23 protein-coding genes and 1 pseudogene are annotated in these 26614 nt (G+C 73.2%); 16 read left to right on the forward strand and 8 right to left on the reverse strand.

Annotated features, from left to right (window positions below; all coding sequences use genetic code 11):
* Genes ABD143_RS24885 through ABD143_RS24910 form a run of 6 tightly spaced genes read left to right on the forward strand, consistent with a single transcriptional unit; the run spans window position 1 to window position 7379 of the window.
* On the forward strand, window positions 1-1296 hold the full coding sequence (locus ABD143_RS24885) for a cellulase-like family protein (RefSeq protein ID WP_343983086.1): 1296 nt from the start codon (window positions 1-3) through the stop codon (window positions 1294-1296).
* Between the two features lie 58 nt (window positions 1297-1354).
* Window positions 1355-2689 carry an ABC transporter substrate-binding protein gene (locus ABD143_RS24890; protein WP_343983089.1) on the forward strand — a complete coding sequence of 445 codons (1335 nt, stop codon included), beginning with the start codon at window positions 1355-1357 and terminating at the stop codon, window positions 2687-2689.
* Window positions 2686-3627: a carbohydrate ABC transporter permease gene (locus ABD143_RS24895; protein ID WP_343983093.1), complete on the forward strand. Its 942-nt coding sequence runs from the start codon at window positions 2686-2688 to the stop codon at window positions 3625-3627. Before ABD143_RS24890 ends, ABD143_RS24895 begins: the two co-directional genes overlap by 4 nt.
* 1 nt (window position 3628) lies before the next feature.
* Window positions 3629-4489, forward strand: a complete 861-nt coding sequence (locus tag ABD143_RS24900) for a carbohydrate ABC transporter permease (RefSeq protein WP_343983096.1) — start codon at window positions 3629-3631, stop codon at window positions 4487-4489.
* The gene (locus ABD143_RS24905; RefSeq protein ID WP_343983099.1) at window positions 4486-6546 is read left to right on the forward strand and encodes an alpha-galactosidase; all 2061 of its coding nucleotides are present in this window, start codon (window positions 4486-4488) and stop codon (window positions 6544-6546) included. The genes ABD143_RS24900 and ABD143_RS24905 overlap by 4 nt, the downstream gene beginning before the upstream one ends.
* Window positions 6546-7379 (forward strand): hypothetical protein, encoded by an 834-nt coding sequence (locus tag ABD143_RS24910; RefSeq protein ID WP_343983102.1) that lies wholly within the window; start codon window positions 6546-6548, stop codon window positions 7377-7379. The genes ABD143_RS24905 and ABD143_RS24910 overlap by 1 nt, the downstream gene beginning before the upstream one ends.
* On the opposite strand, the gene ABD143_RS24915 is transcribed toward ABD143_RS24910, so the two are convergent.
* Complete coding sequence (locus tag ABD143_RS24915; protein ID WP_343983104.1) at window positions 7357-7989, reverse strand: pyridoxamine 5'-phosphate oxidase family protein; 633 nt, start codon at window positions 7987-7989, stop codon at window positions 7357-7359. The genes ABD143_RS24910 and ABD143_RS24915 overlap by 23 nt on opposite strands.
* Window positions 7875-8516 (reverse strand): alpha/beta fold hydrolase, encoded by a 642-nt coding sequence (locus ABD143_RS24920; RefSeq protein ID WP_379659935.1) that lies wholly within the window; start codon window positions 8514-8516, stop codon window positions 7875-7877. The genes ABD143_RS24915 and ABD143_RS24920 overlap by 115 nt, the downstream gene beginning before the upstream one ends.
* Window positions 8517-8596: 80 nt before the next feature.
* Between ABD143_RS24920 and ABD143_RS24925 the strand changes: the two genes are divergently transcribed.
* Window positions 8597-9112 (forward strand): CGNR zinc finger domain-containing protein, encoded by a 516-nt coding sequence (locus ABD143_RS24925; protein WP_343983106.1) that lies wholly within the window; start codon window positions 8597-8599, stop codon window positions 9110-9112.
* Between the two features lie 219 nt (window positions 9113-9331).
* Here the strand turns inward: ABD143_RS24925 and ABD143_RS24930 are convergent, their stop codons facing one another.
* Window positions 9332-9805 carry an SRPBCC family protein gene (locus ABD143_RS24930; protein WP_343983108.1) on the reverse strand — a complete coding sequence of 158 codons (474 nt, stop codon included), beginning with the start codon at window positions 9803-9805 and terminating at the stop codon, window positions 9332-9334.
* Between the two features lie 121 nt (window positions 9806-9926).
* Here ABD143_RS24930 and ABD143_RS24935 point away from each other — a divergent pair, with 121 nt between their 5' ends.
* Window positions 9927-10754, forward strand: coding sequence for a lysophospholipid acyltransferase family protein (locus ABD143_RS24935; RefSeq protein WP_343983110.1), 828 nt, complete (start codon window positions 9927-9929; stop codon window positions 10752-10754).
* Between the two features lie 6 nt (window positions 10755-10760).
* On the opposite strand, the gene ABD143_RS24940 is transcribed toward ABD143_RS24935, so the two are convergent.
* A complete protein-coding gene (locus tag ABD143_RS24940; RefSeq protein WP_343983113.1) occupies window positions 10761-11705 on the reverse strand; it encodes an acyl-CoA desaturase in 945 nt (314 codons plus the stop codon).
* Between the two features lie 93 nt (window positions 11706-11798).
* Window positions 11799-13172 (reverse strand): mycothione reductase, encoded by a 1374-nt coding sequence (locus tag ABD143_RS24945; RefSeq protein ID WP_343983116.1) that lies wholly within the window; start codon window positions 13170-13172, stop codon window positions 11799-11801.
* Window positions 13173-13371: 199 nt separating this feature from the next.
* On the opposite strand from ABD143_RS24945, the gene ABD143_RS24950 reads away from it, so the two are divergent.
* Window positions 13372-13827, forward strand: a complete 456-nt coding sequence (locus tag ABD143_RS24950; RefSeq protein WP_343983119.1) for a GNAT family N-acetyltransferase — start codon at window positions 13372-13374, stop codon at window positions 13825-13827.
* A 124-nt stretch (window positions 13828-13951) separates the two neighbouring features.
* Window positions 13952-14494 (forward strand): lipopolysaccharide assembly protein LapA domain-containing protein, encoded by a 543-nt coding sequence (locus ABD143_RS24955; protein ID WP_343983122.1) that lies wholly within the window; start codon window positions 13952-13954, stop codon window positions 14492-14494.
* A 149-nt stretch (window positions 14495-14643) separates the two neighbouring features.
* Here the strand turns inward: ABD143_RS24955 and ABD143_RS24960 are convergent, their stop codons facing one another.
* The 3 genes from ABD143_RS24960 to yaaA all read right to left on the reverse strand — a co-directional run bounded on the left by ABD143_RS24960 (window position 14644) and on the right by yaaA (window position 18278).
* The gene (locus tag ABD143_RS24960; protein ID WP_343983969.1) at window positions 14644-15957 is read right to left on the reverse strand and encodes a DEAD/DEAH box helicase; all 1314 of its coding nucleotides are present in this window, start codon (window positions 15955-15957) and stop codon (window positions 14644-14646) included.
* Window positions 15958-16356: 399 nt separating this feature from the next.
* The gene (locus ABD143_RS24965) at window positions 16357-17421 is read right to left on the reverse strand and encodes a serine protein kinase RIO (RefSeq protein WP_343983125.1); all 1065 of its coding nucleotides are present in this window, start codon (window positions 17419-17421) and stop codon (window positions 16357-16359) included.
* 110 nt (window positions 17422-17531) lie between these two features.
* Entirely contained in the window at window positions 17532-18278 is a 747-nt protein-coding gene (yaaA, locus tag ABD143_RS24970; protein WP_343983128.1) for a peroxide stress protein YaaA, read from the reverse strand.
* Between the two features lie 175 nt (window positions 18279-18453).
* Between yaaA and ABD143_RS24975 the strand changes: the two are divergent.
* From ABD143_RS24975 to ABD143_RS25000, 6 genes and pseudogenes are all read left to right on the forward strand, one after another.
* Window positions 18454-19752 (forward strand): annotated as a pseudogene (locus ABD143_RS24975) (bifunctional o-acetylhomoserine/o-acetylserine sulfhydrylase); the annotation flags it as partial.
* Window positions 19753-19778: 26 nt separating this feature from the next.
* Window positions 19779-20948 (forward strand): homoserine O-acetyltransferase MetX, encoded by a 1170-nt coding sequence (metX, locus tag ABD143_RS24980; RefSeq protein WP_343983971.1) that lies wholly within the window; start codon window positions 19779-19781, stop codon window positions 20946-20948.
* A 167-nt stretch (window positions 20949-21115) separates the two neighbouring features.
* Window positions 21116-21799: a RibD family protein gene (locus ABD143_RS24985; RefSeq protein ID WP_343983131.1), complete on the forward strand. Its 684-nt coding sequence runs from the start codon at window positions 21116-21118 to the stop codon at window positions 21797-21799.
* 7 nt (window positions 21800-21806) lie between these two features.
* Complete coding sequence (locus tag ABD143_RS24990) at window positions 21807-22265, forward strand: cytidine/deoxycytidylate deaminase family protein (protein WP_343983134.1); 459 nt, start codon at window positions 21807-21809, stop codon at window positions 22263-22265.
* 42 nt (window positions 22266-22307) lie between these two features.
* Window positions 22308-24074, forward strand: a complete 1767-nt coding sequence (locus ABD143_RS24995) for a proline--tRNA ligase (RefSeq protein WP_343983137.1) — start codon at window positions 22308-22310, stop codon at window positions 24072-24074.
* Window positions 24075-24361: 287 nt separating this feature from the next.
* Window positions 24362-26605: an FHA domain-containing protein gene (locus ABD143_RS25000; RefSeq protein WP_343983139.1), complete on the forward strand. Its 2244-nt coding sequence runs from the start codon at window positions 24362-24364 to the stop codon at window positions 26603-26605.
* Window positions 26606-26614 lie beyond the last annotated feature (9 nt).

The following is a 26614-nucleotide window of genomic DNA, read 5'->3' on the forward strand; positions in this document are numbered from 1 at the left end:
ATGGCTCGCGCCACCACCCCTGAGCGCCTGACGATCACGCTCTGGGACTTCTCCTGGTTCGTTCGCACCGGGCCCGGCGAGCCGTTCGAGGACCTCGACGCGGCCTTCGCCCAAGCCGTCGAGCGCGGCTACAACACCGTGCGGATATGCGCGATGCCGTTCCTGCTGTTCGGCTCGGGGCTCGACTCGTCGGCGCTGCGGCTCGGCCCGCTCGGGGGCGCGTACGCGCAGCGCGTGCGCTGGTACGACGTCGGCGCCCCGACCACGATCGACGCCCGCGAGCACCTGCTCGACCTGTTCCGCGCCGCCCGCAGGCACGACTGCCACGTGATCGTCTCGTCGTGGGAGTACCAGCAGAGCTCGGCGTTCGCGGGCGACCCCGCGTGGTGGGACGCGCTGCGGGCGGTGCCGCCCGCCGAGCGGCCGGAGCGGCTCGCGGCGGCGCACGCCGATCTGATGGACCTGCTCGTCGCGGAGGGCCTCGACGACCGCGTCGCGTTCACCGAGATCCACAACGAGGTGCAGGTCGGCCACCTCACCGACGGGCTGCCCGAGGGCGCCGACGCGGTGGTCGCGCTGCGCCCGTCGCTGGAAGCCGCGGTGGACCTGTTCCACGCCCGCCACCCCGGCCGGGCCTGCACAGTGAACTACGCAGGGGTGCCGCACGCGAGCATGCGCGGGGTCCCTGGGAACGTCGACGTGCTCGTGGTGCACCCCTACGTCTACGGCGTGCTCGGCGCGCTGATCGACGAGTTCGGCATGCGCCGGCCCGTCGAGGGATTCCCGCAGGACGCCGCGGCCGCGCGGCTGCTGCGGCCCGGGGCGCCGCCCGCCGCGGAGTGGACGCTCGCGCCCGAGCACCGGTGGCGGCTCGACGCCACGATCATCTCCCAGGCGGTGGTCTACGTGCACGACTGGGCCGACGCCGCCGCGTTCGACCGCTGGCTCTACGACCACTACGGCGAACACCGCGTCGCGATGGCCGAGAAGCTGCGGTTCTGGCTCGACGTCGCCGCCGACTGGGCGGCCGCGCACGACGTGCCGCTCGTCGTCGGGGAGGGCTGGGTCGGCTACACGCCGCTGCACGGCACGTTCGAGGAGGGCCCGGTGGGCGCGGAGATCTGCCGGTCCGCCGTGGCGCGGGCGCGCGAGGTCGGTGCGTGGGGCACCGTCGTCTGCTCGAACGCCGCCCCGCAGCACCCCATGTGGTCCGACGTGGCGCTGCAGCGCGAGTGCAACGCCCTGTTCACCGCGGCGCCCCTGCCGCCCCTGCTGTCCGGCAAGCCCGTGTCCTGACCCGCCGCGATCCCCCGCCCACCCCGACCGCGCCAACGACGGCGCGCTGGAGGTAGTGATGAGCACTGCGATGTCCCGCACTGCGCTGTCCCGCACGGGGATGTCCCGCACGGGGCTCTCCCGTCGTGGCTTCCTGCTCGGCGCCGCGAGCCTGGGCGCCATCCCTATCCTGTCGAGCTGCGTCGGCTCCGGCAGCGGGGAAGGGCCCGCTGCGAGCGGGGGCGGGGCGACCACCCTCACCCTGCAGTCCTCGATCCAGGACGCGGGCCCCAAGGCCGCGCTGGAGAAGGTCGTCGGCGGCTTCACCGGGCCGCAGACGACCCTGAACTCGGTGGCCACAGAGCAGTTCCGCGCCCAGCTCTCCACCTACCTCTCCAGCGCCACCCCGCCGGACGTCCTGGCCTGGTACGCGGGCTCGGTCGCCAACACCTACGCGGCGGAGGGACTGCTGCTCGACGTCTCGGACCTCTGGGCGCCCGGCGGCGCGTGCGCCGGTTTCTCCGACGCCCTGCGGGCCCTCTCGACGTCCTCCGACGGCAAGGCGATCTTCGTGCCGACGAGCTACTACTGGTGGTCGATCTTCTACAAGAAGTCCGCGTTCGCCGAATGGGGCGTGCGGCCGCCCACGACCTGGGACGACTTCATCGCGCTGTGCGACGACCTCAAGGCCCGCGGGATCCACCCGCTCACCAACGGCATCGGGTCGACTGCGTGGATGTCGGCCGGCTGGTTCGACTACCTGAACCTGCGCATCAACGGGGCCGAGTACCACCGCGCGCTGCTCGCGGGCCAGCACTCGTTCGAGGACCCGCAGGTGACGGCAGTGCTGGAGCAGTACGCCCGGCTGATCCCGTACTTCCACCCCAACCAGACGTCGTGGGACGCGCAGCAGGCCGTCACCCCGATGGTCAACAACGAGGCCGCCATGTACCTCGTCGGCGCGTTCTGCGTGCAGTACTTCCCGCAGGACCAGCAGGACGACCTGGACTTCTTCTCGGTGCCCACCATCGACCCGGCGGTGCCGACGGCCGAGGAGGCCCCCACCGACGGGTTCTTCGCCGCGGCGAACAGCCAGAACCCCGAAGGTGCCAAGGAGTTGCTGTCCTACTTGGCGTCGGCCCCCGCGCAGCAGCAGTACATCACCGACTCCGGCTCGTCGAACCTGCCCACGTCGCCGGACGTCGACACGTCCGGGTTCAGCCCGCTCGTGCAGAAGGGCATCCAGCTGCTCAACTCCACAGCGGAGATCACCCAGTTCTTCAACCGCGACTCCAGCGACGCCCTGCAGACCACGGCCGACGCCGCGCTCACGCAGTTCATCGCCGATCCCTCCGACATCCGCGGCGTGCAACGCCAGTGGCAGCAGGCCGCCCAGCAGGTCTTCTCGTCATGACCACCGTGCAGCAGGCGCCCGCGGGCGCGCCACCGCCTGCCGTGCGCGAGCGCGGCAGGCGGGGCGGCCCGCTGCGGCGGGTGCCGCCGCTGGTGTGGGTGTTCCTGCTGGTGCCCCTCGCCGTCGAGCTGTTCTGGGTGTTCTGGCCCGCGCTCAACAGCTTCTCGCTGTCGTTCACGAGCTGGAAGGGCGTCGGCGCCGCCGAGCCGGTGGGCCTGGAGAACTACCAGCGGCTCGCCGCCGACCCCGTCTTCGGCACCGCGCTGCGCAACAACGTCATCTGGGTGGCCGGGTTCGGCGGGCTGTCGGTGATCGGCGGGCTCGCGCTCGCCGTCGCCCTCAACCGGCCGGGCCGCGGCGTCGGCTTCTACCGCAGCGCGATCTACCTGCCGATGGTCATCTCGCTCGCGGTGACGGGTCTGTTCTGGCGCGTGATGTACCAGCCGGACGGCCCGATCGACGCGGGCCTGGGGGCGGTGGGCCTCGACTGGCTGCAGCGCCAGTGGCTGGCCGACCCCGACACCGCGCTCTACGCGGTGCTGGTGGCCGCGGTGTGGCGGCAGGTCGGCTACATCATGGTGCTCTACCTGGCCGGGCTGAAGGGAACCGACCCGACGCTGGAGGAGGCGGCCGCCGTCGACGGGGCCAACGCCTGGCAGCGCTTCTGGCGGATCGTCATGCCGCAGCTGCGCGGCGTGAACACCGTGGTCTTCGCGGTCACGGTGATCGACTCGCTGCGCACGTTCGACATCGTGTGGGCGATGACGCGCGGCGGCCCGTACAACACCACGCAGCTGCTCTCGACGTACATGTTCCAGCAGGGGTTCACGCTGGTGAACCTCGGGTACGGCTCGGCGATCGCCGTGGTGATCTTCCTGCTGGCGATCGCGTTCATCATCACCTACCTCGTGCGCCAGGCACGTGCGGAGGAGGGCTGACATGACCGCGGTGACCGCTCCACCGGCCGCCCGGGTGCCCGCCCGGCCCGCCCGCTCGCCATGGTTCCACGTCGTGATGGTCCCGTTCACGCTGCTGTGGCTGGCGCCGATCGTGTTCGTGGTGCTCGTGGCCCTGCGCGACTTCGACGACATCGCCACCCGCGGGCTCGGCGCGCTGCCGGGGAGCCTGTCCCTGGACGGCTTCGCCGGGGCGCTCGCCGACGGCCGGGTCGTCCGGGCGCTGCTGAACAGCGGGGTCGTCACCGTGTTCGCGGTGCTCGCGTCGCTGGCCCTCGCGTCGGTCAGCGCCTACGCGCTCAGCCGGTTCCGCATCCCGCTGCGCCGGACGCTCCTGCTCGTCATGCTCGCGGGCAATCTGCTGCCCCCGCAGATCCTGCTGATCCCGGTCTCCCGGATCGCGCAGGACCTGGGGATCTACGACACGCTGTTCGCGCTGGTCGTCGTCCAGGTCGGGTTCGGACTCGGCTTCTACACGTTCGTCCTCCACGGGTTCATGCGCTCACTCCCGGCGGAGGTCTTCGAAGCGGCGCTGCTCGACGGGGCGGGAGCGGGCCGCACGTTCTGGAGCATCGTGCTGCCGCTGTGCCGTCCGGCGCTGGCCGCGCTCGCGGCGCTCGCCACGACCTGGATCTTCAACGACCTGATCTGGGCGATGACCGTGCTGCGGACCGAGGCGAAGTTCCCTGTCACGGCGGCGCTGCTCAACCTGCAGGGCGGGTTCTCCAACTCCTGGAACGTGATCGCGGCGGGCTCACTCGTCGCCGCCGTGCCCACGGCGATCGTCTTCTTCGTCTTCCAGAAGCAGTTCGTCTCGGGGCTGCTGGTGGGGGCGAACAAGTGACGGAGTGGGAACTGCGCACCGCCCGCTCGGTGTACGTGGTGGCCGAGTCCGAGGCCGGGCTCGAGCTGCGGCACTGGGGCGACCCGGCCCGGCGTCGCGAGCCGCCGGTGGCGCGACGCAGCCCGTTCGAGAGCCCGGCCGACGCCGCGCCGCTCGAGCTCACGGCGGCAGGCACGCGGCACGCGCAGGTCAGCGAGCTGCTCGTGCAGGGCCCCGACGGAGTGGACGGTGCCCTGCTGGGGCTCGTGCCGGGCTCCGTCGCCGCCGAGGGCGACGGCACCGCGCTGCGGGCGCTGCTGCGCGCCGCCGACGCCGGGCTGGAGGTGGAACTGCACGTGCGGACCTCCGCCGCGCACGACGTGGTGGAGCGGTGGGCCGTGCTCCGCTCCGTCCGCACCACGGGGGACCTGCAGCTGACCAGGGCGTTCGGGGCAGCCTGGAACGTGCCGGTCGGCCCGGGCGCCCGCGTCGCGCAGCTCGTGGGGGCGTGGTCGCGGGAATTCACCCCCGTGGAGACCGACCTCGCGGCAGGCCAGCTCGTGATCGGCAGCCGTCAGGGGATCACGTCCCACCTCCACTCGCCCGTGGTCGCCCTCACTCCGCGCGACGGCGGCGGCGGCGAGGCCTACGGCGTGGCGCTGGCCTGGAGCGGCTCGTGGCGGATGCTCATCGACGCCGTCCCGTTCCGCGAGGTGGTGCGCGTGAGCGGCGGCCCCGACGACGAGACCGGCGTTGTCACGCTCGCGCCGGGGCAGGAGTTCGAGACCCCGCACCTGCTGGGCGCGTGGAGCCCGGACGGCATGGCCGGCCTCGCCCGCACCTGGCGCGCCTACCAGCGCGGTGTGCTCGCCCGCGGCACGGGCGTCGAGCACCGCCCGGTCGTCTACAACTCCTGGTACGCCACCCGCTTCGACGTCCGCGTGGAGCACCAGCTGGCGCTCGCCGACGTCGCGGCCGGCGTCGGTGCGGAGGTGTTCGTCGTCGACGACGGGTGGTTCACCGGCCGCACGAGTGACCGCGCGGGCCTGGGCGACTGGTACGCCGACCGGGAGAAGTTCCCCGACGGGCTCGCGCCGCTCGCGAAGGGTGTGCTGGAACGGGGGATGCGCTTCGGGCTGTGGGTGGAGCCGGAGGCAGTGAACCCTGACAGCGACCTCTACCGCGCGCACCCCGGCTGGGTGTACCGGGCCGGGGAGCGGCCGCTCACGACGATGCGCAACCAGTACGTGCTCGACCTCGGCCGCCCCGAGGTGGAGGAGTGGGCCGCCGGGACGCTGCGGCGGCTGCTCACCGAGCACCCGATCACCTACCTGAAGTGGGACATGAACCGGGCCGTCAGCGACGGCGGCCGGCCCGGCGACCCCCGCGGCCGCGCGTGGTCGGTGCAGCACACCCGCGCCTACCACCGGCTCATGGCGCTGCTGCGGGAGGAGTTCCCGCACGTCACCGTGGAGGCGTGCGCCGGGGGCGGCGGGCGGGTCGACAACGCCGTGCTCGCTCTGTCCGACGTCGTCTGGCCCAGCGACGAGACGGGTCCACGGGACCGCCTCGCGATCCAGCACGGCTTCCTCTCGGCCTACCCGCCGTCGGTGATGAGCTCCTGGGTGACCGACGAGCCCGACCGGCTCGACACCGCCCCCGTGAGCGCGGAGTTCCGGTTCGTCGTCGCGATGGCAGGCGTGCTCGGCATCGGCGCCGACCCGCTCGCCTGGGACGCCGCGGCGCGGACGCGGGCCCGGGAGCTCGTGGCGCTCTACCGCGAGGTCCGCGAGGTGGTGCACACGGGTGTGGTGACCCGGCACGGGGATCCCCGCGACGCCGTGTACGCCGTGCAGTACACGGGCCCCGACCGGGTGGTGCTGCTGGTGTGGGCCCGGCCGGGCGCCGGGCCGGTGCGGGTGCCCCTGGCCGGGCTCGACCCGGCAGCGCGCTACCGGGTGCCCGGCCGGATCCCCAGTGAAGTGCTCGATGGGGGCGAGCTGTCCGAGGCGGGCGTCCCGGTGCCGTTCACGCTCGCGGCCGACTGCGACGTCGTCGTGCTCGACCGGGTGCGATGATGCCGTGGCCGCCCTCCGACCCGGCATGGCGGCGCCTGCCGCTCACGGTCACGACCGACCTCGCCCACGGCGGGCGGTGGACGTCCCTGCGCACCTCCGGTCGGGAGTGGCTGTGGCGCCACCCCGACGACGCCGTGGCGGCCGCGCGCGCTCTGGTGCGCCCCGGCAACGCGTTCATCGACGCGGGCGGGGTGGAGGAGTGCTTCCCGACCCTGCGGGGCGAGCCCGACCACGGCGACGCGTGGTCGCGGCCGTGGACGGAGGCCGACGGCGGGCAGCGGGTCCGGCTGGGGGAGCTGCACTTGACCCGGCGGTTCCAGCCGGGTGCGGGCGTCGGGGTCGACTACAGCGTGACCGGGCCGCCCGGGACGCCGGTGGTGCACGCCGTGCACGCCCTGCTCGACGTCTCGCCCGCGGCGCGCCTGCACGCCCCCGGTGTCGGGGCCGCGCACGTGCTCGATGACCCGGTAGAGGGGGCGATCGCGCAGGTGCCGTGGCCCAGCGGCGCGCTCGACCGGCTCGGCCCCGACGACGGCACCGCGACCGCCGTCGTGCTGCCGGGCTGCGCGCGGGCGGCGGTCGTCGACGGCGCCGACGCGCTCGTCATGAGCTGGCGCGTCACGGCGGCGGGTGCGGGGACCACCACGGCCCTGCTGCTGTGGCGCAACCTGGGCGGCTGGCCCGCCGGCGCGCCCTACCGGTCGATCGGGGTGGAACCGATGGCCGGCAGCGCGGCGGACCTCGCCGCCCCCGCACCGGGACGCCCGGCGACGACGGATGCGAGCGGGGTGCTCCGCTGGGGGCTGACGCTCACGGCGTGGCGGCAGGCGTGACGGCCGCGCGCAGCCGGGCGTTCTCGTCCTGCAGCCGTTCCACCTGTGCCACCAGCGGAGCCACGGCGTCCTGCACCTCCGAGGCGGTGTAGCGGCGGGTGATGTGCTGGGGACAGTTCCAGTCGAACGCTGCCACCGTCACGAGCACGATCCGCTCGACCACGGCGCGGTAGCCCGGCACCGCCACCCGCGCGGCGAGGTCCGGGTCGGCGTCCGCGACCACGATGCGCGCGGTGCCGAGCAGCTTCATCCGCTGCGGTACGGCCTGGTCCATCGCGATGATCGCCACGCGGGCGTCCCCGGCGCCGTCGAGGTTGCCCGTGCTGACGTACTGGCGGTTGCCGCGGAAGTCGGCCCAGGCGATCGTGCGGTCGTCGAGCACCCGCAGGAACCCGGGCGGCCCACCCCGGAACTGGACGTAGGGCCAGCCGGTCTCGCCGACGGTGGCGAGGTGGAAGCCGTCGCGTGCCTGCAGGAACGCGGCCTCGTCCGGGCCTAGGCTGTCCTGCGGGTCGGCCGCGGTGAGCAGCCGGTCGGCCCGGCCGCCGTAACGCGCCTGCGCGGCGCGGACGGCGGGGGTGAAGAGCAGTTCAGCGAAACGGCGCGGCACGGGGGCTCCTCTGGGTCAGGCCGCTGTGGTGCGCCCGGCGAGGGCGCGCGACAGGAATTCACGGATGAGCTCGGCGATCTCGGCGCGGTGGGTCTCCAGGGCGAAGTGGCCCGCATCGAGCAGGTGCAGTTCGGCGTCGGGCAGGTCGCGCAGGTACAGGTATCGGGGCTCAGCAGGTCGAGCAGTTCGCGCGGCACGCCGTGCGTGTAGTGCCAGCGCACCTCGTCCGGGATGTCCTGCACGTAGATCGCGAACCGGTCGAGCCCGAGCTGGTCGAGCAGGTCTGCGGTGACGGCCGCGAGCGCGTCGAAGGTGTAGTCGAACTCGGATGCGGGTGGCGTCTCCGAGGCGCCGAACCCGATGAGGTCGGGTGCGACCACGCGGTAGCGATCGGCGTCGATCAGCCCCCGGAACATGAACGACGAGGACGGGAAGCCGTGCGGGAGCCGCGGGGTCGCCCGCCTCGCGGTAGGCGACCGTTCGTCCGCGGACGGGGACGGTCCGGTGGTGTCCAGCACAGGATCCATCCTAACTGATTATCGATGAATAGGAGGTTAGGGAGCCGAGTCTGACCTGTCAAGGTGGAAACAGAGGTTAGAATTTGGCGGTGATCGAACGACCGCTGCGCGGCGAGCCGCTCTGCCTTGACCTCGTGAACACCACGTGGGTCGATGGCGGGGCCTCACGCGACCTCTTCGACGAGCCCGGTGGCGCGGGGGAGTGGCTCGCCGAGCACGGCTACGGCGACCGCGTCGCCGACGGGACCGTGGCCGCCCTCCGAGAGACCCGGGAGGCGTTGCGCACCCAGTTGGAGCAGGGCGCCGCAGGGCCGCTCAACGCCGTGCTCGCGCGAGGCAGCCGCAGCCCCGTCCTCACCCCGGACGGCCCGGGGGAGCGCGTCGAGGTCGATCCGGTCTGGCGCCCGGCCTGGGACGCCGCCGTCGACCATCTCCGCCTGCTAGGCGCCCGGCCGGAGCGGGTGCGCCACTGCGCGCACCCCGCGTGCGTCCTCTGGTTCCACGACACGTCCCGCAACGGCACGCGCCGCTGGTGCTCGATGGAGACCTGCGGCAACCGCGCCAAGGCAGGCCGACACTACGCGCGGGCGCGCGGGACCGGCTAGGCGCTCTTAGATCACTGGCCGGCGCCTGCGGCGCGCCCGAGGCGATCCAGGCTCTGCACACATATACGCACCGGGGCGGCCGTGAGATGGACGTCAGAGCGGCCCAAGCAAGATCGAACAGCCCTGGTGTATATGTCACGGCCGACCGGCGGGTGGATGGACGCGTATGTGTGTGCAGAGCCTGAGCGGTCGTCCAGGCCCCCGCCCGCGCCCGCCCGCTCAGAACTCAGCGGGCGGCGTCCCGAAGATGGCCTGGAGGCGGCGGAGCGTGTCGCGGATGGACTTGGCGTTGCCCTTCGGGAAGCCGAGCAGCTCCATGCCCCGCCGCACCGGCGACCCGCTGTAGTCGAAGGTCTCCGTGATGCGGGTGCCGCCCGGCACCGGCTCCAGCTCGTAGCGCCAGATCGCCTTCGCGAAGTGGCACCAGGCGATCCGCCGGTCCAGCTCGAACTCCACCATCCGATTGTTGGTGCGGTAGGAGAGCCCCTGCTTCATGTCCATGCCGAAGCGGTCACCAAGCTGCAGTTGCCGCGGACCGGAGACGGCCGCCCGCACCGTGCCGGAGCCGTCGAACTCGTGGTGCCGGTGCGGGTCGGCGAGCAGCGCGAAGACCTCCTCCGGGGGCGCCCCCACCAGTGTGGACGCGCTGACCGTGCGGCCCTCGATCGTCGCGTGGTCGGCTGGCGTCTCCACGGGTCCCCCTCGGCTCGGTGCCTGCGTGCCCGTGATGATGCCCGCTCGGCGGCGGCCGCCGGCGGGGGGCTGGGATGATCGGGGGGTCCGGTGTGTCGCCGGGCAGGCGCGAGGAGGACGAGTGACGCAGTTCCGGCCCCTGACGACCTGGGAGAAGTTCGTGCTCACGGTCAGGAGGCGCTGGCGCGGATCGGGTTTCTGGTATGGCCTGGCCATCGCCGTGATCTGGCCGTTCGTCGTGTTCGGCACCCGGCTGAGGTGGCGGGGCGGGGAGCACATCCCGCACACGGGCGGCGTGCTTCTCGCGATGAACCACGTGTCCTTCTCCGACCCGATCTTCGACGTGGCGTTCACGATCTCCCACGGGCGGATGCCGCGGTTCCTCGCGAAGTCGGAGCTGTGGGACGTGCCGTTGGTCCGGTCGGTGCTGGGCGGCGGTGGGCACGTGCCCGTGTACCGGGCCACGGCCAAGGCGCGCGACGCCTACCGGGGTGCCGTCGAGGCCCTGAACCGTGGCGAGGTGGTGGCTTTCTACCCCGAGGGCACCTACACCGAGGACCCCGACGGCTGGCCGATGAAGGCCAAGAACGGGATCGGCCGGATCGCGCTCGTCACCGGTGCGCCGGTGATCCCCGTGGCCAACTGGGGAACCCAGGAGTTCCTGCCGCCGGGGAGCGGGCGCCCGCGGTTCTTCCCCCGCCGCCGCGTCGAGGTGGTGGCAGGCCCGCCCGTGGACCTCTCGGCCTGGCTCGGCGGCCCCCGCACCCGCACCGCGCTCGACGGTGCCACGGCGGCGATCATGGCCGACGTGACGAACCTGGTGGCGGGGCTGCGCGGCGAGACCCCGCCCGCGAAGCCGTTCGACCCGGCCGCGAAGACGGCCGGGCTTCCGGCCGCGCCGCCGGCTGCCGAGCCGCCCGTCGCGGAGGACGAGCGGCCGGCGAGCTGAGCCTGGTCAGGCGGCGCGGGAGAGCTTCTCCAGCCGTCGCGGGGTGGGCCAGCGCACCGAATGGGCCCAGCCGAGCTTCTCGAACGCCCAGATCACACGCGCGGAGATGTCGACCTGCCCGCGCTGCACGCCGTGCCGGGCGCAGGTGGGGTCGGCGTGGTGCAGGTTGTGCCACGACTCGCCGAAGCTGAGTACGGCGAGCGGCCACACGTTGCGCGAGTGGTCACGGGCGGCGAAGGGCTGCTCGCCGATCATGTGGCAGATCGAGTTGATCGACCACGTGACGTGGTGCAGCAACCCGACGCGCACCAGCCCGGCCCAGAAGAACGCCGTGAGCGCGCCCCACCAGGAGAGCGTCAGCAGCCCACCGAGCGCGGCGGGCACCAGCAGCGTGAGCACCGACCACAGACCGAAGAACCGGTCGACGCGCCGGATGTCGGCGTCTGCGAGCAGGTCGGGTGTGAAGCGCTCGCGGTTGGTCTGGTCGCGGTCGAAGAGCCACCCGGTGTGCGCATGCCAGAAGCCCCTCGCGAGCGCCGCCGGCCCGGTGCCGAAGAGCCACGGCGAGTGCGGGTCGCCCTCCTTGTCGGAGAACGCGTGGTGGCGCCGGTGGTCGGCCACCCACGTGATGACCGGGCCCTGCATGGCGAGGCTCCCGGCCAGCGCGAGCGCGACGCGCAGCGGGCGCTTCGCCTTGAACGAGCCGTGGGTGAAGTAGCGGTGGTAGCCGACGGTGATGCCGAGTCCGCTCACGACGTAGAACACCAGGGCGATCGCGACGTCCGTCCAGGTGAGGCCCCAGCCCCAGGCGAACGGGATCGCGGCGACGAGCGCCACCAGTGGGAAGACCACGAAGACGTAGACACCGATCTGCGGTCCCAGGCCGCGCTGCCCGGCGAGTATCGGGCGCGCGCCTCCCGCCGGTCGGGTCGGGCTCTCGGCAACGGTCATGGGCGTGCACCTCGCGGCTCGGAGGAAAGGGTGGCCTTACTGCTGCTACCCGCCTTGTCTACCAGGTACTCCTTGTACCGGACAGCCGTCGGCTTAAAGATCCAGACCGAGCAGGGCGTTCTCGACGACCTCGGGCAGCGCCGGGTGGATCCAGTACTGGCCCGTCGCCATCTCCCACGCGCCGAGACCGAACGACATCGCCTGGACGAGCGGCTGGATCACGGTGGGGGCCTGCGCGCCCATGACGTGGGCGCCGAGGATCCGGCCGCTGCCGCGCTCGGCGATCACCTTGCAGAACCCCGTCACGTCCTCCATCGCCCAGCCGTAGGCGACATCGCCGTAGGCCTGGACGGCGGCGGTGTAGTCGAGGTGTTGCGCGCGGCACTCGCCCTCGGTGAGCCCGACGGAGGCGATCTGCGGGTCGGTGAAGACGGCGGCCGGCACGAACCGGCGGTCGCTGCGGCGAGGTGCGTCCGGGTGCACGAGATTGTGTGCGACGACCCTCGCCTCGTGGTTGGCCACGTGCTTGAGCTGGTACTCGGAACTGACGTCGCCGAGGGCGAAGATGCCGTCGACGGCTGTGCGCTGCTCGTCGTCGACCACGATCCGGCCGTCGGGGTGCGTCGGCACGCCGGTGCGGTGCACGTCGAGCCGGTCGCCGTTCGGGACGCGGCCGGTGGCGACGAGCAGCAGGTCGCCGCGCACGACGGTGCCGTCGGCGAGCTCCAGGGCCACGTCCCCGGTCGCGCCGGAGGCGCGCACCACCTCGTGGCCGAGATGGACGTCCCAGCGCGCGCTCGCGATGGCCGAGAACCGCTCGCACACCGTCTCGTCCTGGGTGCGGAGCAGGCTGCTGCGCCCGATGATCGACACCTCGGCGCCGAGCCCGGAGAACACGTGCGCGAACTCGGTGCCGATGTAGCCGCTACCGAGGATCACGACGTGCTCGGGGAGCGAGTCGATCCGCATGACCGTGTCCGACGTCTCGTACGGCACACCCGAGTTCGCGATCACGGGTGGGACGACCGGCCGGCTGCCTGCGGCGATGACGATCCGGTCGGCGGTGAACGGCGTGGTCCCGCTCCCGTCGGTGCGCTCGACGGCCAGCTCCTTGTGGCCCGTGAAGCGGGCGTGGCCCTCGTACACCGTGACGTTCGGGTTGCGGTTCACGCGGTACTCCCGCCCGCCGGCCGATATCGGGTCGATCCGGCCGAAGACGCGGTCGCGGATGTTGCTCCAGCGCACCTTGTCGACGCTCGCGTCCACCCCGTAGCGGCTCGCGTGCCGGACGGTCTCGGCGACATCGGCGGCGTAGACGTACATCTTGGTGGGGATGCAGCCGACGTTCAGGCAGGTGCCGCCGAAGACGCCGTGCTCCACGATCGCCACGTCGAGGTGGTCGAACCTGCCATCGATGATCGAGTTGCCCGAGCCGGTGCCGATGACGGCGAGTTCGTGGTGACGCACCACCTCACGGTAGCTGCACGGCGAGGCGTTAGCTGCGCTGCGAGACGTTCGCTGCGCGGCGGGCGGGCCGCGACGACGTCGTCGGCCACCCGGGCGTGCAGCAGCAGCTCCCCGGTGTGCGTCCGCGTCGAAGCCGCGGAAGGAAACCGTGACGTAGCGCGGTCAGCGCGACATCACCTGATCTGGTAGGCAAAGCGGCATGACGATGGCCGCCACCGTGCACCGTTCCTGGGCAGCCGACCTCAGGCCCGCGGTGCTGTACGAGCTTCTGCGACTGCGGGTGGACGTGTTTATCGTCGAGCAGGCGTGTCCCTACGCCGAGCTCGACGGGCACGACCTGGAAGACCGGACCCGGCACTTCTGGCTCGGCGGTGACGCCCAGCCAGAGCCGGTGCTCGGCTGCGTGCGGCTGCTGCAGGACGCCGACGGCGAGTTCCGGATCGGGCGTCTGTGCACAGCGCGGTCGGTGCGCGGCCGCGGGCTCGGCAGGCGGCTGATGGAGGCGGCGCTCGCGGAGGTGGGCGACGCCCCGTGCGTGCTCGACTCGCAGGAGCACCTCGCGGACTTTTACCGCAGGTACGGCTTCGAACCGACCGGCCCGGCGTACGACTGGGACGGGGTCTCGCACGTGCCGATGCGCAGAGGCAGCGGCTGACCCGAAGCATCGCCCGATCGGGCGACGCAGCGTTCCAAGCGTGGTACGCACCGTTGCGGGATGCAGGTTTGCGGGATACTCCCCGCGGCACGGAACGACGTCGGAAGCGGAGTGAGGTAGGCGGATGACGGAGGACCCGACGCGGGCGGCCGCGCGACCAGACCTCAACGTGCCGACCCACGGCCGGGTCGGCCCCGCCGACCCTCACGAGGACCCCGCCACCCATCCGGGCCTGCGCAGACCTGATCACCCGACGGATCCGCGGATGCGTCCGGTGAACGTCGCGGTGCCGGAAGGGCCCACCGTTCCCACTCCTGGGCTGTCACCTGGTCCGGCACCTGGTCCGGCACCCGGTCCGCCCCCGGAGCAGCCAACCGTCCCGACGCCCCGTGAGCGCCGCGATCCGCTGGTCACGCGCTCGCGGACCGGGGTGCTGTGGACCGGGCTGATCCTCTCGGCACTGGTACTGCTGTTCCTGCTGATCTTCATCCTGCAGAACAGCACGCCGGTGCGGATCAATTTCCTTGCCGCGTCCGGCAATCTGCCCACCGGGGTGGCGCTGCTGCTCGCGGCGATCGCAGGGCTGCTGCTGGTGGCGATCCCCGGCGGGCTGCGCATCCTCCAACTCCGCAGGGCCGCCCGCCGCAGCGAACGCCGCCTCCGCTAACCCCCGCGAGTCGCTGCAAAAGAGTGCGCGAGTCGCCGAAAAGGAGTGCGCGAGTCGCTGCTGAGGATGCGCGACTCGCGCACCCTGATCAGCGACTCGCGCACCTTTATGTAGCGACTCGCGGGGTTGGGGGCACGGGGCCCCGTGGGTCAGGCGGCGGTGTCTCGGCGTCGGCCGCCGCCGGAGCGCGCCGGCCTGCGGGGCTGACCGGAGCGGCCCGCGCCGCCCGGACCGCCCGCCCGCGAGCGGCGGCCGCCGCCCCGCGGGTTCTGGGCCGGCTTCGGCGGCTCGGCCACCGGCACACCCGACGGCTGCCGGGCGCCGGTGATGCGCGCCAGCGCGGCGTCGCCGGGTGCCACCTCGGTCTGCGTGGCCCGGACGCCCGCGAGGCGCATGAGCCGCTCGACGTCGCGGCGCTCGGCCGCGGTGACGAGTGTGACGACAGTGCCGGAGTCGCCCGCGCGGGCGGTGCGGCCCGCCCGGTGCAGGTAGTCCTTCGGGTCGGCCGGCGGGTCCACGTGGACGACGAGGCTGACGTCGTCGATGTGGATGCCGCGCGCGGCGACGTCGGTGGCCACCAGGACGGGCGTGCGCCCCTCCTTGAAGTCGGCGATGGCCCGGTTGCGGGCGTTCTGGGCCTTGCCCCCGTGCAGCGCCCCAGCGACGACGCCGTCCCGGCGTAGCCCCTTCACGAGCCGGTCGACGCCGTGCTTGGTGCGCGCGAAGAGGATCGTGCGCCCGTCGCGGGCTGCCACCTCGGTGACGATCCGCGGCTTGGCGTCGTTGTGCACCAGCAGGACGTGGTGGTCCATCGTGTCCACCTGGGCGGTGGCCGACGCGACCGAGCGGGTGACCGGGTCGGTGAGGTACTGGCGGACCAGCGCGCCCACGTCGCCGTCGAGGGTGGCGGAGAACAGGAGCCGCTGCCCGTCGGCCGGGGTGAGGTTCAGGATCGCGCGGACCTGCGGGAGGAACCCCATGTCGGCCATCCGGTCGGCCTCGTCGAGCGCGGTGACCGTGACCTGCGAGAGGTCGCAGGTGCGCTGGTTGGTGTGGTCGGTGAGCCGCCCCGGCGTGGCGACCAGCAGGTCGACGCCGCGCCGCAGCTCGTCGGCCTGCCGGTTGAACGACATACCCCCGACCACCGACGTGATGGAGAGCCCGAGCGCCTTCGCGAACGGGACCAGCGCGTCGACCACTTGCTGCGCGAGCTCGCGGGTGGGGACGAGCACAAGGCCGCGAGGCTGCCGGGGAGCGGCCCGGCCAGCGGCGAGCCGGGCCAGCAGCGCCAGGCCGAACGCCAGCGTCTTGCCGGAGCCGGTCTGGCCGCGGCCGAGAAGGTCGCGCCCCGCGATCGTGTCGGGGAGCGTGGCGGCCTGGATCGGGAACGGCTCGGTGAAGCCGTTGGCCGCGAGAGCGCGGACGACGGGCTCGGGCAGGCCGAGCTCGGCGAACGAGGGCATGCCCGACTCGGGCACGGTCCAGAGCACCTCGGGAGGTGCGGCTGCCGCGAGCGCAGGCGTGGACTGCGGGCCGCGCGAGCGGCCGCGGGTGGAGCGGGGGCGGCCACCGTCGGAACGACGGGGACGCGGGTTCGCCGAGAACTCCGAGCGAGCCTGCGAGCGAGCAGACGGCTGGGCACGGCGAGCAGACGGGGATGTCAAACGAACCTCCGGGACGTGGCACGTCGCACGGAGAAGCAGCGCCGAGATGGCGGCGACTGAGATCTCGAGGGACGAGCCCGGGCGCAGTCGTTGCGCCCTGATGGGGAGTGCGGGGTGCGCCCTTTCTCGGGCCGGACCGGCCGGGCGCTCGTGATCAAGCCTAGCTGAGCGTCCCCCCGGCCCCTCCGCGAGCAGGCGCTAAGGCTCTGACGCTCCAGCCTCCCGTGGCATTCCCAGCTCGCCGCGCAGTTCGCCCAGCAGTGTCTCGGGCCCGCCCACCTCCGGCGGGAGGCCGTGGGAGGTGAACCAATCGCCGATCCGACGCACGTCGCGGGCGAGGAACTCGGGCCCTTGCGGGTTGCCGATCACGTCCACGACCTGCGGGAGGTCGATCAGGACGAGCTGTCCGTCGTGGACGAGCAGGTTGTACGCCGACAGGTCGCCGTGAGTGAGGCCGTGGCGGGCGAGCCCGAGCAGCGCGTCCACCAGCTGGTGCCAGAGGTCACACAGCTCGGCCTGGCCCGGTCGGAGCTGGGCGAGCCTGGGCGCCGCCTGCCCGTCGTCCGTGCCGACGAACTCCAGCAGGAGCTCGGTGCCACTCGCCTGCACCGGGTAGGGCACCGCCACCCCGTCGGACCACAGCCGGGAGAGCGCGGCGAACTCCGCACTCGCCCATTGGCCCGAGAGGATGTCGCGACCGAAGGCCGTCCGGTTGGCCATCGCGCGCATCTCGCGGGAGCGGCGGACCCGCCGCCCCTCCAGGTAACCGGCGTCGCGGTGGAACATCCGGTGCTCGGCCGTGCGGTAGCGCTTCGCGGCCATCAGCGTGCGCCGCCCGGTGCCCGGTACGCCGCGCTCGATGAGGTGGACGTCGGCCTCCTTGCCGGTCTTGATCACGCCGAGCTCGGTGTCGACGGCGGCGTGCTCCGTGACGACCCACGCGGGCCGTGGTCGCGGGCCGTGCTCGGCGCCGTCCCACGTGGACCAGCGGTCACCCGACGGCGGCCCGTCGGGATCGGTGTCGGCCCGCTCGTCGAGCTCGGCGAGGCCGTCGGGGTCGGGACGCGCGCCCCGGCGGCGGGCCGGGCCGTCGTCGTCGAAGCGGCGTCGGCGCCGCCCCGGGCGGGTGGGTTCGGGAAAGGAATCCTGGTACGACTCTGGGTCGCGCAACGCGGGGTCTCCTGGGAGTGGCGCCCCGCGGCAGGTGTCAGCGCGGGGCGGGGTTCGGACGGGGCGGGCCACGTCCAGGACAGCGATCGACATGACGCACCTCCTCCTGTTCTCCGCCGGAGCCCCGGCTGCTCGACCAGGGACACTGCCCGACGTCCCTGCGGGCGGCAACCGAATTACCGGGGTGGGCTTCGGGTGCAGGGTCAGGCCGGGACGATGATCTCCAGGGACCGGTCGCGGCGCTCCACCCGCATCCCGGCGCGGCGGGCGATCGCCGCGACGCCCGCCGCGTCCGACGGCTCCGCGCGGCTACCCGCGAGCACGCGGGCGAGCCGGCCCTTGTGCGCCTTGTTGAAGTGGCTCACCACGCTGCGGGTGCCGTCCGGGCGTTCGGCGAGCACGTTCACGGTGACCGCTCCGGGCACCCGCCCGAGCGCGACGTACGAGCCCGACCGCAGGTCCACCACCAGCTCCTGCTCCGCGACCGCCGCCAGCTCCGGCTCCAGCACGGGCTTCCAGCGGGCGGCCAGGGTCCCGCCGCCGGGCAGCGCGGAACCGGCCGAAAGCCGGTAGGCGGGCACCGGGTCGGAGGCTCGCAGCAACCCGAACAGAGCCGACCCCACCGCGAGGCGCGCCGCGGCCCTTGCGGCCGCCGCCCCGCGCAACGACCGCACGTCGAGCGCGTCGTAGAGCACACCGGTGTAGCGCTGCAGCGCGGGTATCGTCGGGGACGTCCAGAGCGCGGCGTTGCGCGCGATCTCCGTATGCTGCGCGGGGGAGAGCCCGAGAGCCGCCCGGCACGCGGCGGGGTCGGCGGCCAGCTCCACCAGCTCGTCGACCAGCGTCTCGCGCACGGCGTCGAGTGCAGGATGGGAGAGCGCCTCCAGCCTCAGTGGAGGGCCGCTGCCGCCGTCGATCTTGGTCTCCGACGGGGGCAGCAGGACGAGCACGCCGGGAGGTTAGCCCTGACCGTGTGGTTGTGCGCTTGTGACGGGCGGATTACGGTCCTCTGCGTGATCCGCCTCGTGGCGCGCCGGCACGTCGACCTGATGCGCGTGACCGCCGCGGCCTGTCGCCCCGGCCGCTGACTCGCTCCCTCCGCAATCCCTCACCTCCCAGGAGACAGCTGTGTCCGAGAACTGGTCGTTCGAGACCAAGCAGGTCCACGCAGGCGCCACGTCCGACCCCACGACCGGGGCGCGCGCCACACCGATCTACCAGACCACGTCCTACACGTTCCGTGACACCGAGCACGCCGCCGCGCTTTTCGGGCTCACCGAGCTGGGCAACATCTACACGCGGATCATGAACCCCACGCAGGACGTGCTGGAGCAGCGTGTCGCCGCGCTGGAGGGTGGGCTCGCGGCCGTCGCGTTCGCGTCGGGGCAGGCGGCGGAGACGCTGGCGCTGCTCAACATCGCCGAGGCGGGCGACCACATCGTCTCGAGCGCCTCGCTCTACGGCGGCACGTACAACCTCTTCCACTACACGTTCCCGAAGCTGGGCATCGAGGTCTCGTTCGTCGACGACCCCGACAACCTCGACGAGTGGCGGGGCGCCGTGCGTCCCAACACGAAGGCCTTCTTCGCCGAGACGCTGGGCAACCCCCGCGGCAACGTGCTCGACGTCCGTGCAGTGGCCGACACCGCGCACGAGGCCGGGGTGCCGCTGATCGTCGACAACACGGTTCCCACGCCGTACCTGCTGCGCCCGATCGAGCACGGCGCCGACATCGTCGTGCACTCGGCCACAAAGTTCCTCGGCGGCCACGGCACCGCGATCGGTGGGGTCGTCGTGGACTCCGGGAACTTCCCGTGGGGCGACCACGCCGACCGCTTCCCCGGGCTCACCACCCCGGACCCCAGCTACCACGGCCTCAACTACTGGGAGGCGCTCGGCCCGCAGTCCTACCTCATCAAGCTGCGCGTGCAGCTGCTGCGCGACCTCGGCCCCGCGATCTCGCCGCAGAACAGCTTCCTGCTGATCCAGGGCGTCGAGACGCTGTCGCTGCGCATCGAGCGTCACGTGCAGAACGCGCAGGCGCTGGCCGAGTGGCTGGAGCAGCGCGACGAGGTCGAGAAGGTCTACTACGCCGGGCTCCCGTCGAGCCCGTGGTACGAGGCCGCGCAGAAGTACCTGCCGCGCGGGGCGGGCGCCGTGGTGGCCTTCGACATCGCGGGTGGCATCGAGGCGGGCCGGAAGTTCGTCGACGCGCTGGAGCTGCACAGCCACCTCGCCAACATCGGCGACGTGCGCAGCCTCGTCATCCACCCCGCCAGCACCACGCACAGCCAGCTCTCCGGCGAGGAACAGCTCGCCACGGGCGTCACCCCGGGGCTCGTGCGGCTCTCGGTCGGCCTCGAGGGCATCGAGGACCTCAAGGCCGACCTCGAGGCTGGTTTCCGCGCGGCCAAGGGAGCCTGACACCAACGGTGACCGCAGTAGACACGATGCTCCCTCCCGCCACCGGCGCGTGGCGGGAGGGCGAGGACCCGGGCCGCCGCAGGTGGGTGCACCTGCAGGCCCCGCTGAAGCTGGAAGCGGGTGGCGAGCTGCCCGGCGTCCGCATCGCGTACGAGACGTGGGGCGAGCCGAACGTCAGCAACGGCACCGTGACCAACGCCGTGCTGGTCCTGCACGCCCTGACCGGGGACAGTCACGTCGCCGGTCCGGCCGGCCCTGGGCACCCGACGGCGGGCTGGTGGGAGGGGCTCATCGGTCCGGGGCGCGGGCTCGACCCGGCGCGATGGTTCGTCGTGGCCCCCAACGTCGTCGGCGGGTGCCAGGGCAGCACCGGCCCCTCGTCGCCCGCTCCGGACGGCAGGCCGTGGGGAAGCCGCTTCCCGCTCGTCACCGCCCGCGACTCGGTGGTCGCCGAGACCGCCCTTGCCGACGCGCTGGGCGTCGAGCGGTGGGCCTGCGTCGTGGGCGGGTCGATGGGCGGAATGCGGGCGCTGGAATGGGCGGCGAGCGAACCGGATCGCGTCGAGCGGCTCTTCTTGCTCGCGAGCCCCGCGGCGACCTCAGCCGAGCAGATCGGATGGGCGGCCCCGCAGCTCGCGGCCATCCGCAGCGACCCCGGCTGGCACGGCGGCGACTACCACGACCTCCCGCCGGGGGCGGGGCCGCACCTGGGGCTGGGCATCGCCCGGCGGATGGCCCACCTGTCCTACCGCAGCCCCAACGAGCTCGCGCAGCGCTTCGGCCGGCAGGCCCAGGACGGCGAGGACCCGTTGCACGGCGGGCGCTACGCGGTCGAGTCCTACCTCGACCACCATGCGTCCAAGCTGGTTCGCCGCTTCGACGCGGCGTCCTACGTGCGACTCACGGAGATGATGAACGCGCACGACGTCGGCCGCGACCGGGGCGGGGTGGCGGCCGGTCTCGCGATGGTCAGCGCACGGACGCTGGTTGCGGCCGTCAGCTCCGACCGGCTCTACCCGCCCGAGCAACAGGCGGAACTCGTCGCGGGCATCCCGGGCGCCGGACCGCTGCGGATCATCGACTCGCCGTACGGCCACGACGGCTTCCTCATCGAGGCGGCCGCGGTCGGCGGGCTGCTCCGGGAGCTGCTCGAGGGCGGGACACCTGTGCGGTGGCCACGAACGTTGCCGGGCTGATCGCAAGCGGCCCAGAACAGGGAGAGCGCATCGGACGTCCGTCCTATGTGGCGCGAGTCGCAGCCACGACGGTAGGCCGACCCCGAGCGCTGCCGACCCCGAGCGCTGCGCCGACCGCGAACGGGCTCCGGTGCCGGTGGCGGCGGCAGGTGCGGCAGGATCGGGCGGTGGCCCGGCCGTTCGTCCTCCTCTCCGCCGCGATGTCCGTCGACGGCTGCATCGACGACACCGCGCCCGAGCCGCTGCTCCTGTCCGACGCCGCCGACCTCGACCGCGTCGACGAGGTGCGGGCCGGGGTCGACGCGATCCTCGTCGGGGCCACGACCGTCCGCCGGGACAACCCGCGGCTGCTGGTGCGCTCGGCTGAGCGGCGGGCGGCCCGGGCGGCGGCCGGCCTGCCCACGGACCCGATGAAAGTCACGATCACCGCGAGCGGGCACCTCGACGCGACCGCGCGCTTCTTCACGACCGGCGACGGGGAGAAGCTCGTCTATGCAGGCACCGGCGCCGTGGAGAAGGCCCGGGCCGCGATCGGCGCCGCGGCCACCGTCGTCGACGCCGGAGCGCCGATCGACCTGCCCCGCCTGCTCGCCGACCTGCGTGAGCGCGGCGTGGAACGTTTGATGGTGGAGGGCGGAAGCGCGGTGCACACGATGTTCCTCACCGCCGGGCTCGCCGACGAGTTGCACCTCGTCGTGGCGCCGTTCTTCGTGGGGGACGCCGCGGCACCGCGGTTCGTCGGGCCGGGCCGGTTCCCGCAGGACGCCGCGCACCGCATGCGCCTCGCCGAGGCGCGCCCGATCGGTGACCTGGTGCTCCTGCGATACGCGCCGGGCCCTGTGGGTGAATGACGAGCCCGTGAACGACGAGCCGGTGGATGACCGCCGCCTGCTGACGCGGGCCGTCGCGCTGGCCGCCAACTGCCCGCCGTCGGACACCGCGTTCTCCGTCGGCGCGCTCGTGGTCGACGACACCGGAGCGGTGCTCGCCGAGGGCTGGTCGCGGATGCACGAGCCGCACGACCATGCCGAGGAGGCCGCGCTCCGCTCAATGGGCCCCGGCTGGTCCGCCGGACCGGGCACCACGGTCTACAGCTCGCTCGAACCGTGCAGCGCGCGGGCCTCGCGGCCCCGCACGTGCACCGAGCTGATCCTTGCGGCAGGCGTGCAGCGGGTGGTGTTCGCGTGGCGGGAGCCCGCGGTCTTCGTCGAGGGCGCCGGAGCCGAGCTCCTGCAGGCCGCGGGAGTGCACGTCGTCGAGCTGCCCGACCTCGCCGACGCCGCCCGCGCCCCGAACCGGCACCTGTTGGACAGGTAACCGCCGCGACCTCCCGCGCGAGTCCTCGCTACGCTTTTCCGGGTGTTGACCCGGATGTCGTCGCTGTTCCTGCGGACCCTGCGCGAGGACCCTGCCGATGCGGAGGTTCCGAGCCACAAGCTGCTCGTCCGCGCCGGCTACGTCCGTCGTGTCGCGCCGGGGATCTACTCCTGGCTGCCGCTGGGCCTGCGGGTGCTGCGCACCATCGAGCAGGTGGTGCGCGAGGAGATGGACGCCATCGGCGCCCAGGAGATCCACCTCCCCGCGCTGCTGCCGAAGGAGCCCTACGAGGCCACCGGGCGCTGGACGGAGTACGGGCCCAATATCTTCCGGTTGAAGGACCGCAAGGGCGGCGACTACCTGCTCGGTCCCACGCACGAGGAGCTGTTCACCCAGCTGGTCAAGGGCGAGTACTCGTCCTACAAGGACTACCCGGTGATGCTCTACCAGATCCAGACGAAGTACCGGGACGAAGCACGGCCGCGCGCGGGCATCCTGCGCGGGCGCGAGTTCCTGATGAAGGACTCGTACTCCTTCGACCTCGCCGACGAGGGGCTCGCCAAGTCCTACCAACTGCACCGCGCGGCCTACGTGCGGATCTTCGAACGGCTCGGGCTGGAGTACGTGATCGTCAAGGCCACGTCGGGCGCGATGGGCGGCTCGGCGTCGGAGGAGTTCCTCGCGGTGGCACCCACTGGTGAGGACACCTTCGTCCGGAGCCCCGGCGGTTATGCGGCCAACGTCGAGGCCGTCACGACCCCGGCTCCGCCCGCGCGGGACGTGGAGGGGCTGCCCGCGGCGCAGGCCCACTACACACCCGACACCCCGACGATCGAGACGCTCGTCGCCTTCTTGAACAATGACGCGAGCCTGAACCGCTCTGGGTTGCGGCGCACGTTCACCGCGGCCGACACGCTCAAGAACGTGCTGGTCAAGACCCGGCAGCCGGGCAAGACCGAGTGGACGCTGCTCGGCATCGGCGTGCCAGGTGACCGCGAGGTCGACATGAAGCGGCTCGAGGCCGCGCTGGACCCCGCGGAGGTGGCGCTGCTCGACGAGTCGGACTTCGCGAAGCACCCGTTCCTCGTCAAGGGCTACATCGGCCCGGCGGCGCTCGCGGCCAACGGGGTGCGCTACCTCGTGGACCCGCGGGTGGCCACAGGCACGGCGTGGGTCACCGGCGCCGACAAGGTCGACCACCACGTCGTCGACCTCGTCGCCGGCCGCGACTTCACCCCGGACGGCACGATCGAGGCCGCCGAGGTGCGCGAGGGCGACCCCGCACCCGACGGCTCCGGCCCGCTGGAGGCCGCGCGTGGCATCGAGATCGGCCACGTCTTCCAGCTCGGGCGCAAGTACGCCGACGCGATGGGCCTCGACGCGCTGGGCCCCGACGGCAAGCCGGTCCGCGTCACGATGGGCTCCTACGGCGTCGGCGTCTCCCGGCTGGTCGCGGTGATCGCCGAGCAGAGCCATGACGATTCCGGGCTCATCTGGCCGCGCGCCGTGGCCCCGGCCGACGTGCACATCGTCATCGCCGGGAAGACCGACGAGATCACCGCGGGCGGCGAGCAGCTGGCCGCCGAGCTGGACGCGGCGGGCCTGCGCGTGCTGCTCGACGACCGGAAGGCCTCGCCCGGCGTCAAGTTCGCCGACGCGGAGCTCATCGGGGTCCCGACGATCGTCGTCGTGGGGCGCGGGCTCGCCACCGGGGTCGTCGAGGTGAAGGACCGCCGTAGCGGCGAACGGACCGAAATCCTGCTGGAGACCGTCGTGTCGCACCTTCAGGAGCTGACTGGCACCCGCTGAGCGGCGGCCGGTCTGGTCGCTTTCGGCGAGCCGTGATCGACTGTGCTGGTGCGACGTGGGACCGCTCTGGCCGCTGGACCGGGTGTCCAGCGCCCCGCGGTGGTGACGCGCCGAACGCGCGTCGTCACGCGGTGCGACTACGGAGGTGCGGGGTCCGACACGGATTCCCCGCCCCGTACCGTTCGTGGCATTCCTGCAGTTCCGCACGACCTTGATCGTCACCCGACCGGTGGTATCGGCCGTTGCGCCGAGCAAACACCGGCGGGCCCCGGGGGAGGTTGATCTAGGTGGAGTTCGACGCGCTGCGGGCGGCTGTTGTGCCCGGGGCCGCGGTCGTCGGGCGCTGGCCCGGCGTCGTGTGCGTGGCCGAGTGCGCCGATCGGCAGGTGCTGCGGCAACTGCTCGACGTCTGTGCGTCCGCGGCCGGGCCTGAGCCCGGCCGGGCGCTGGCCCGGCGGCTCACGATGTGGCTCGGCGGTCAGGACGCGCCCGGTGACGGGCTGCGGTTCGGCACGGTCGCGGTCACCGCGGGCGACAGCCGGTCCGCCGCCCTGCGCGGCGAGCAGTGGGCGGTGTTCCTCTACGGGCCCGTGGGGCTGGTCGTGCCGGACCGCCAGGTGGCGCTCTCGGGCGCCCAGGCCGTGGCGTGGACCGACCGGCTGCTGCCGCGCCCCGACGTCCCGGTGGTGCTGGCGCTGGAGGGCGGGCCGATCCCGCCCGGCGTCATCGACGGCGTGCACGACCTGCGCTCCGGCGTCGTGCCGGGCGCCGGTGCCGTGCTGGTGCCCGGCGGTGGCGGCGACGGGCTCGGCGCCGACAGCGCCGAGGACACGACGCGGCATCGGCCGGACGACCCGCTGTGGGTGGAGCCTGGCGAGCGCGAGCGCCCGCGGTGGGGCGGTGCATCCCCCGAGCCCGCGCTCGCCGTGCCGACCGACGGGCTGTTCCACGCGGGCGACGGCCCGGGCAACGGCGTTCCCGGCCGCAGCGCGCTCGAGGACCTCGCGCCGGACGTGAGCCCGGACCGGGGCGGCGACCGGGACGACCCTGGTGCCGACCGTACCCGCCTGGGTGACCGGGGCCGGGCGCACCTGCGGCCCGTCCCGTCCGGCTCCAACGGCATCGCCCACCGCGGGCGCGGACCGCGGCGTGCCCCCACGATCGACCTCGGCCGGTTCGGCGGCGGCCCCGCACGGCGCGACGGGGGTGGTCAGGGGGCGGCCGACAACACGGACCGCGGCTCCGGTCCGCCCAGGGGTGGCGAGGTAAACGACTCCGGCCCACCACGGCCGGAGTTCCGCGAGCAGGCGGCCGACGACGGCCCCACACTCAACAACGAGATCCCCTCCCGTGGCAGGGACGAGACCTCTGGCAGTCCTGGAGTCGCTGCGCCGGGTCCCGCCGTTAACGACACCGGAGCGAACGACACCGGAGCGAACGGCGCTGGAGGGAACGGCGCTGGAGCGAACGGCACGGGCCGGAACGGGATCCTCGACGGCCTCTCGCGCTTCCGCGAGCTGACCCGCGACCAGCCCCGCACCAACGGCAGCAGCGTCCTCGACGGCGGCCTGAACGGCACCGGCAGCCACAACGGTGCCGGCCAGAACGGCGCAGGTCAGAACGGGCACCAGAACGGCGCCGACCTCCCCGGCCAGGACACCATCCGGCCCGACCGCGCGGAGGGCCACTGGTTCAGCACCCACGACGTGGACCGGGGCACCGGGACGGAGCTGGGGTCCGTGCCGCAGGACGCCCGCAGGCCCCGGCACGGGCGGCAGGACGGTGCGGTCCCGGCCGACGCCGACGAGGGTGAGGAGGGCACCGCCGGCACCCCACGGTTCGGCGTGCACACGATCCCGCCCGCTGAAGCTCTGCCCGCGGCGATCCCGGCGCCGTCCCTGGAGCCGGAGCCGGTCCCCGAGCAGCCCGCCACGGATCCGGCGCCGCTGCGCGCCGAGCGCATACTCGGCGGCCCGCCCGCCGAGCCGCCGCGGGCTCCGCTCGAGGCGGGCACACCCGACGGCGGCATCGAGCCGCCGGAAGACCCGCTCGACGACTCCGCGGTCCGCGGTCACATGTGCCAGCGGGGGCACCTCAACGACCCGCGCCTGTCGCTGTGCGCGTTCTGCGGGGCGCATGTGGAGGAGACCGGCGGGCAGCTTGTCGCAGGCGCCCGGCCGGCGCTCGGCCTGATCGTGTTCGACGACGGCACCACCTACACCGTCGACGCGGAGTACCTGGTGGGCCGGATGCCCGAGGGCGACCCGCGGGTGGCGTCGGGCGCGCTGCGGTCGCTGTCGGTCGAGGACCCGTCGGGGGCGGTGTCCCGGGTGCACGCCGAGGTCCGGGTCACCGGGTGGGACGTGCTGCTCACCGATGTGGGCTCGCGCAACGGCACGTTCGTCTCCGACCCGGGTGAGCCGGAGTGGACCCAGCTGCCATCCGGGCAGACCCACCGGCTCCTTCCCGGCACCCGCGTGCGGCTCGGGGGGCGCAGCTTCCTATTCGAGTCGCCGTCGGGCGCGCGCTGACGGCGACAC

Source organism: Pseudonocardia aurantiaca (assembly GCF_039526725.1).
Lineage (GTDB): Bacteria > Actinomycetota > Actinomycetes > Mycobacteriales > Pseudonocardiaceae > Pseudonocardia > Pseudonocardia aurantiaca.

Excerpts from the sequence above, each read along its gene's own strand:
- ABD143_RS24885 (WP_343983086.1), top strand. The coding sequence starts at position 1 with ATGGCTCGCGCCACCACCCCTGAGCGCCTGACGATCACGCTCTGGGAC.
- ABD143_RS24890 (WP_343983089.1), top strand. The coding sequence starts at position 1,355 with ATGAGCACTGCGATGTCCCGCACTGCGCTGTCCCGCACGGGGATGTCC.
- ABD143_RS24895 (WP_343983093.1), top strand. The coding sequence starts at position 2,686 with ATGACCACCGTGCAGCAGGCGCCCGCGGGCGCGCCACCGCCTGCCGTG.
- ABD143_RS24900 (WP_343983096.1), top strand. The coding sequence starts at position 3,629 with ATGACCGCGGTGACCGCTCCACCGGCCGCCCGGGTGCCCGCCCGGCCC.
- ABD143_RS24910 (WP_343983102.1), top strand. The coding sequence starts at position 6,546 with ATGCCGTGGCCGCCCTCCGACCCGGCATGGCGGCGCCTGCCGCTCACG.
- ABD143_RS24920 (WP_379659935.1), bottom strand. The coding sequence starts at position 8,516 with ATGGATCCTGTGCTGGACACCACCGGACCGTCCCCGTCCGCGGACGAA.
- ABD143_RS24940 (WP_343983113.1), bottom strand. The coding sequence starts at position 11,705 with ATGACCGTTGCCGAGAGCCCGACCCGACCGGCGGGAGGCGCGCGCCCG.
- ABD143_RS24950 (WP_343983119.1), top strand. The coding sequence starts at position 13,372 with ATGACGATGGCCGCCACCGTGCACCGTTCCTGGGCAGCCGACCTCAGG.
- ABD143_RS24955 (WP_343983122.1), top strand. The coding sequence starts at position 13,952 with ATGACGGAGGACCCGACGCGGGCGGCCGCGCGACCAGACCTCAACGTG.
- ABD143_RS24960 (WP_343983969.1), bottom strand. The coding sequence starts at position 15,957 with ATGCCCTCGTTCGCCGAGCTCGGCCTGCCCGAGCCCGTCGTCCGCGCT.
- ABD143_RS24965 (WP_343983125.1), bottom strand. The coding sequence starts at position 17,421 with ATGTCGATCGCTGTCCTGGACGTGGCCCGCCCCGTCCGAACCCCGCCC.
- metX (WP_343983971.1), top strand. The coding sequence starts at position 19,779 with ATGCTCCCTCCCGCCACCGGCGCGTGGCGGGAGGGCGAGGACCCGGGC.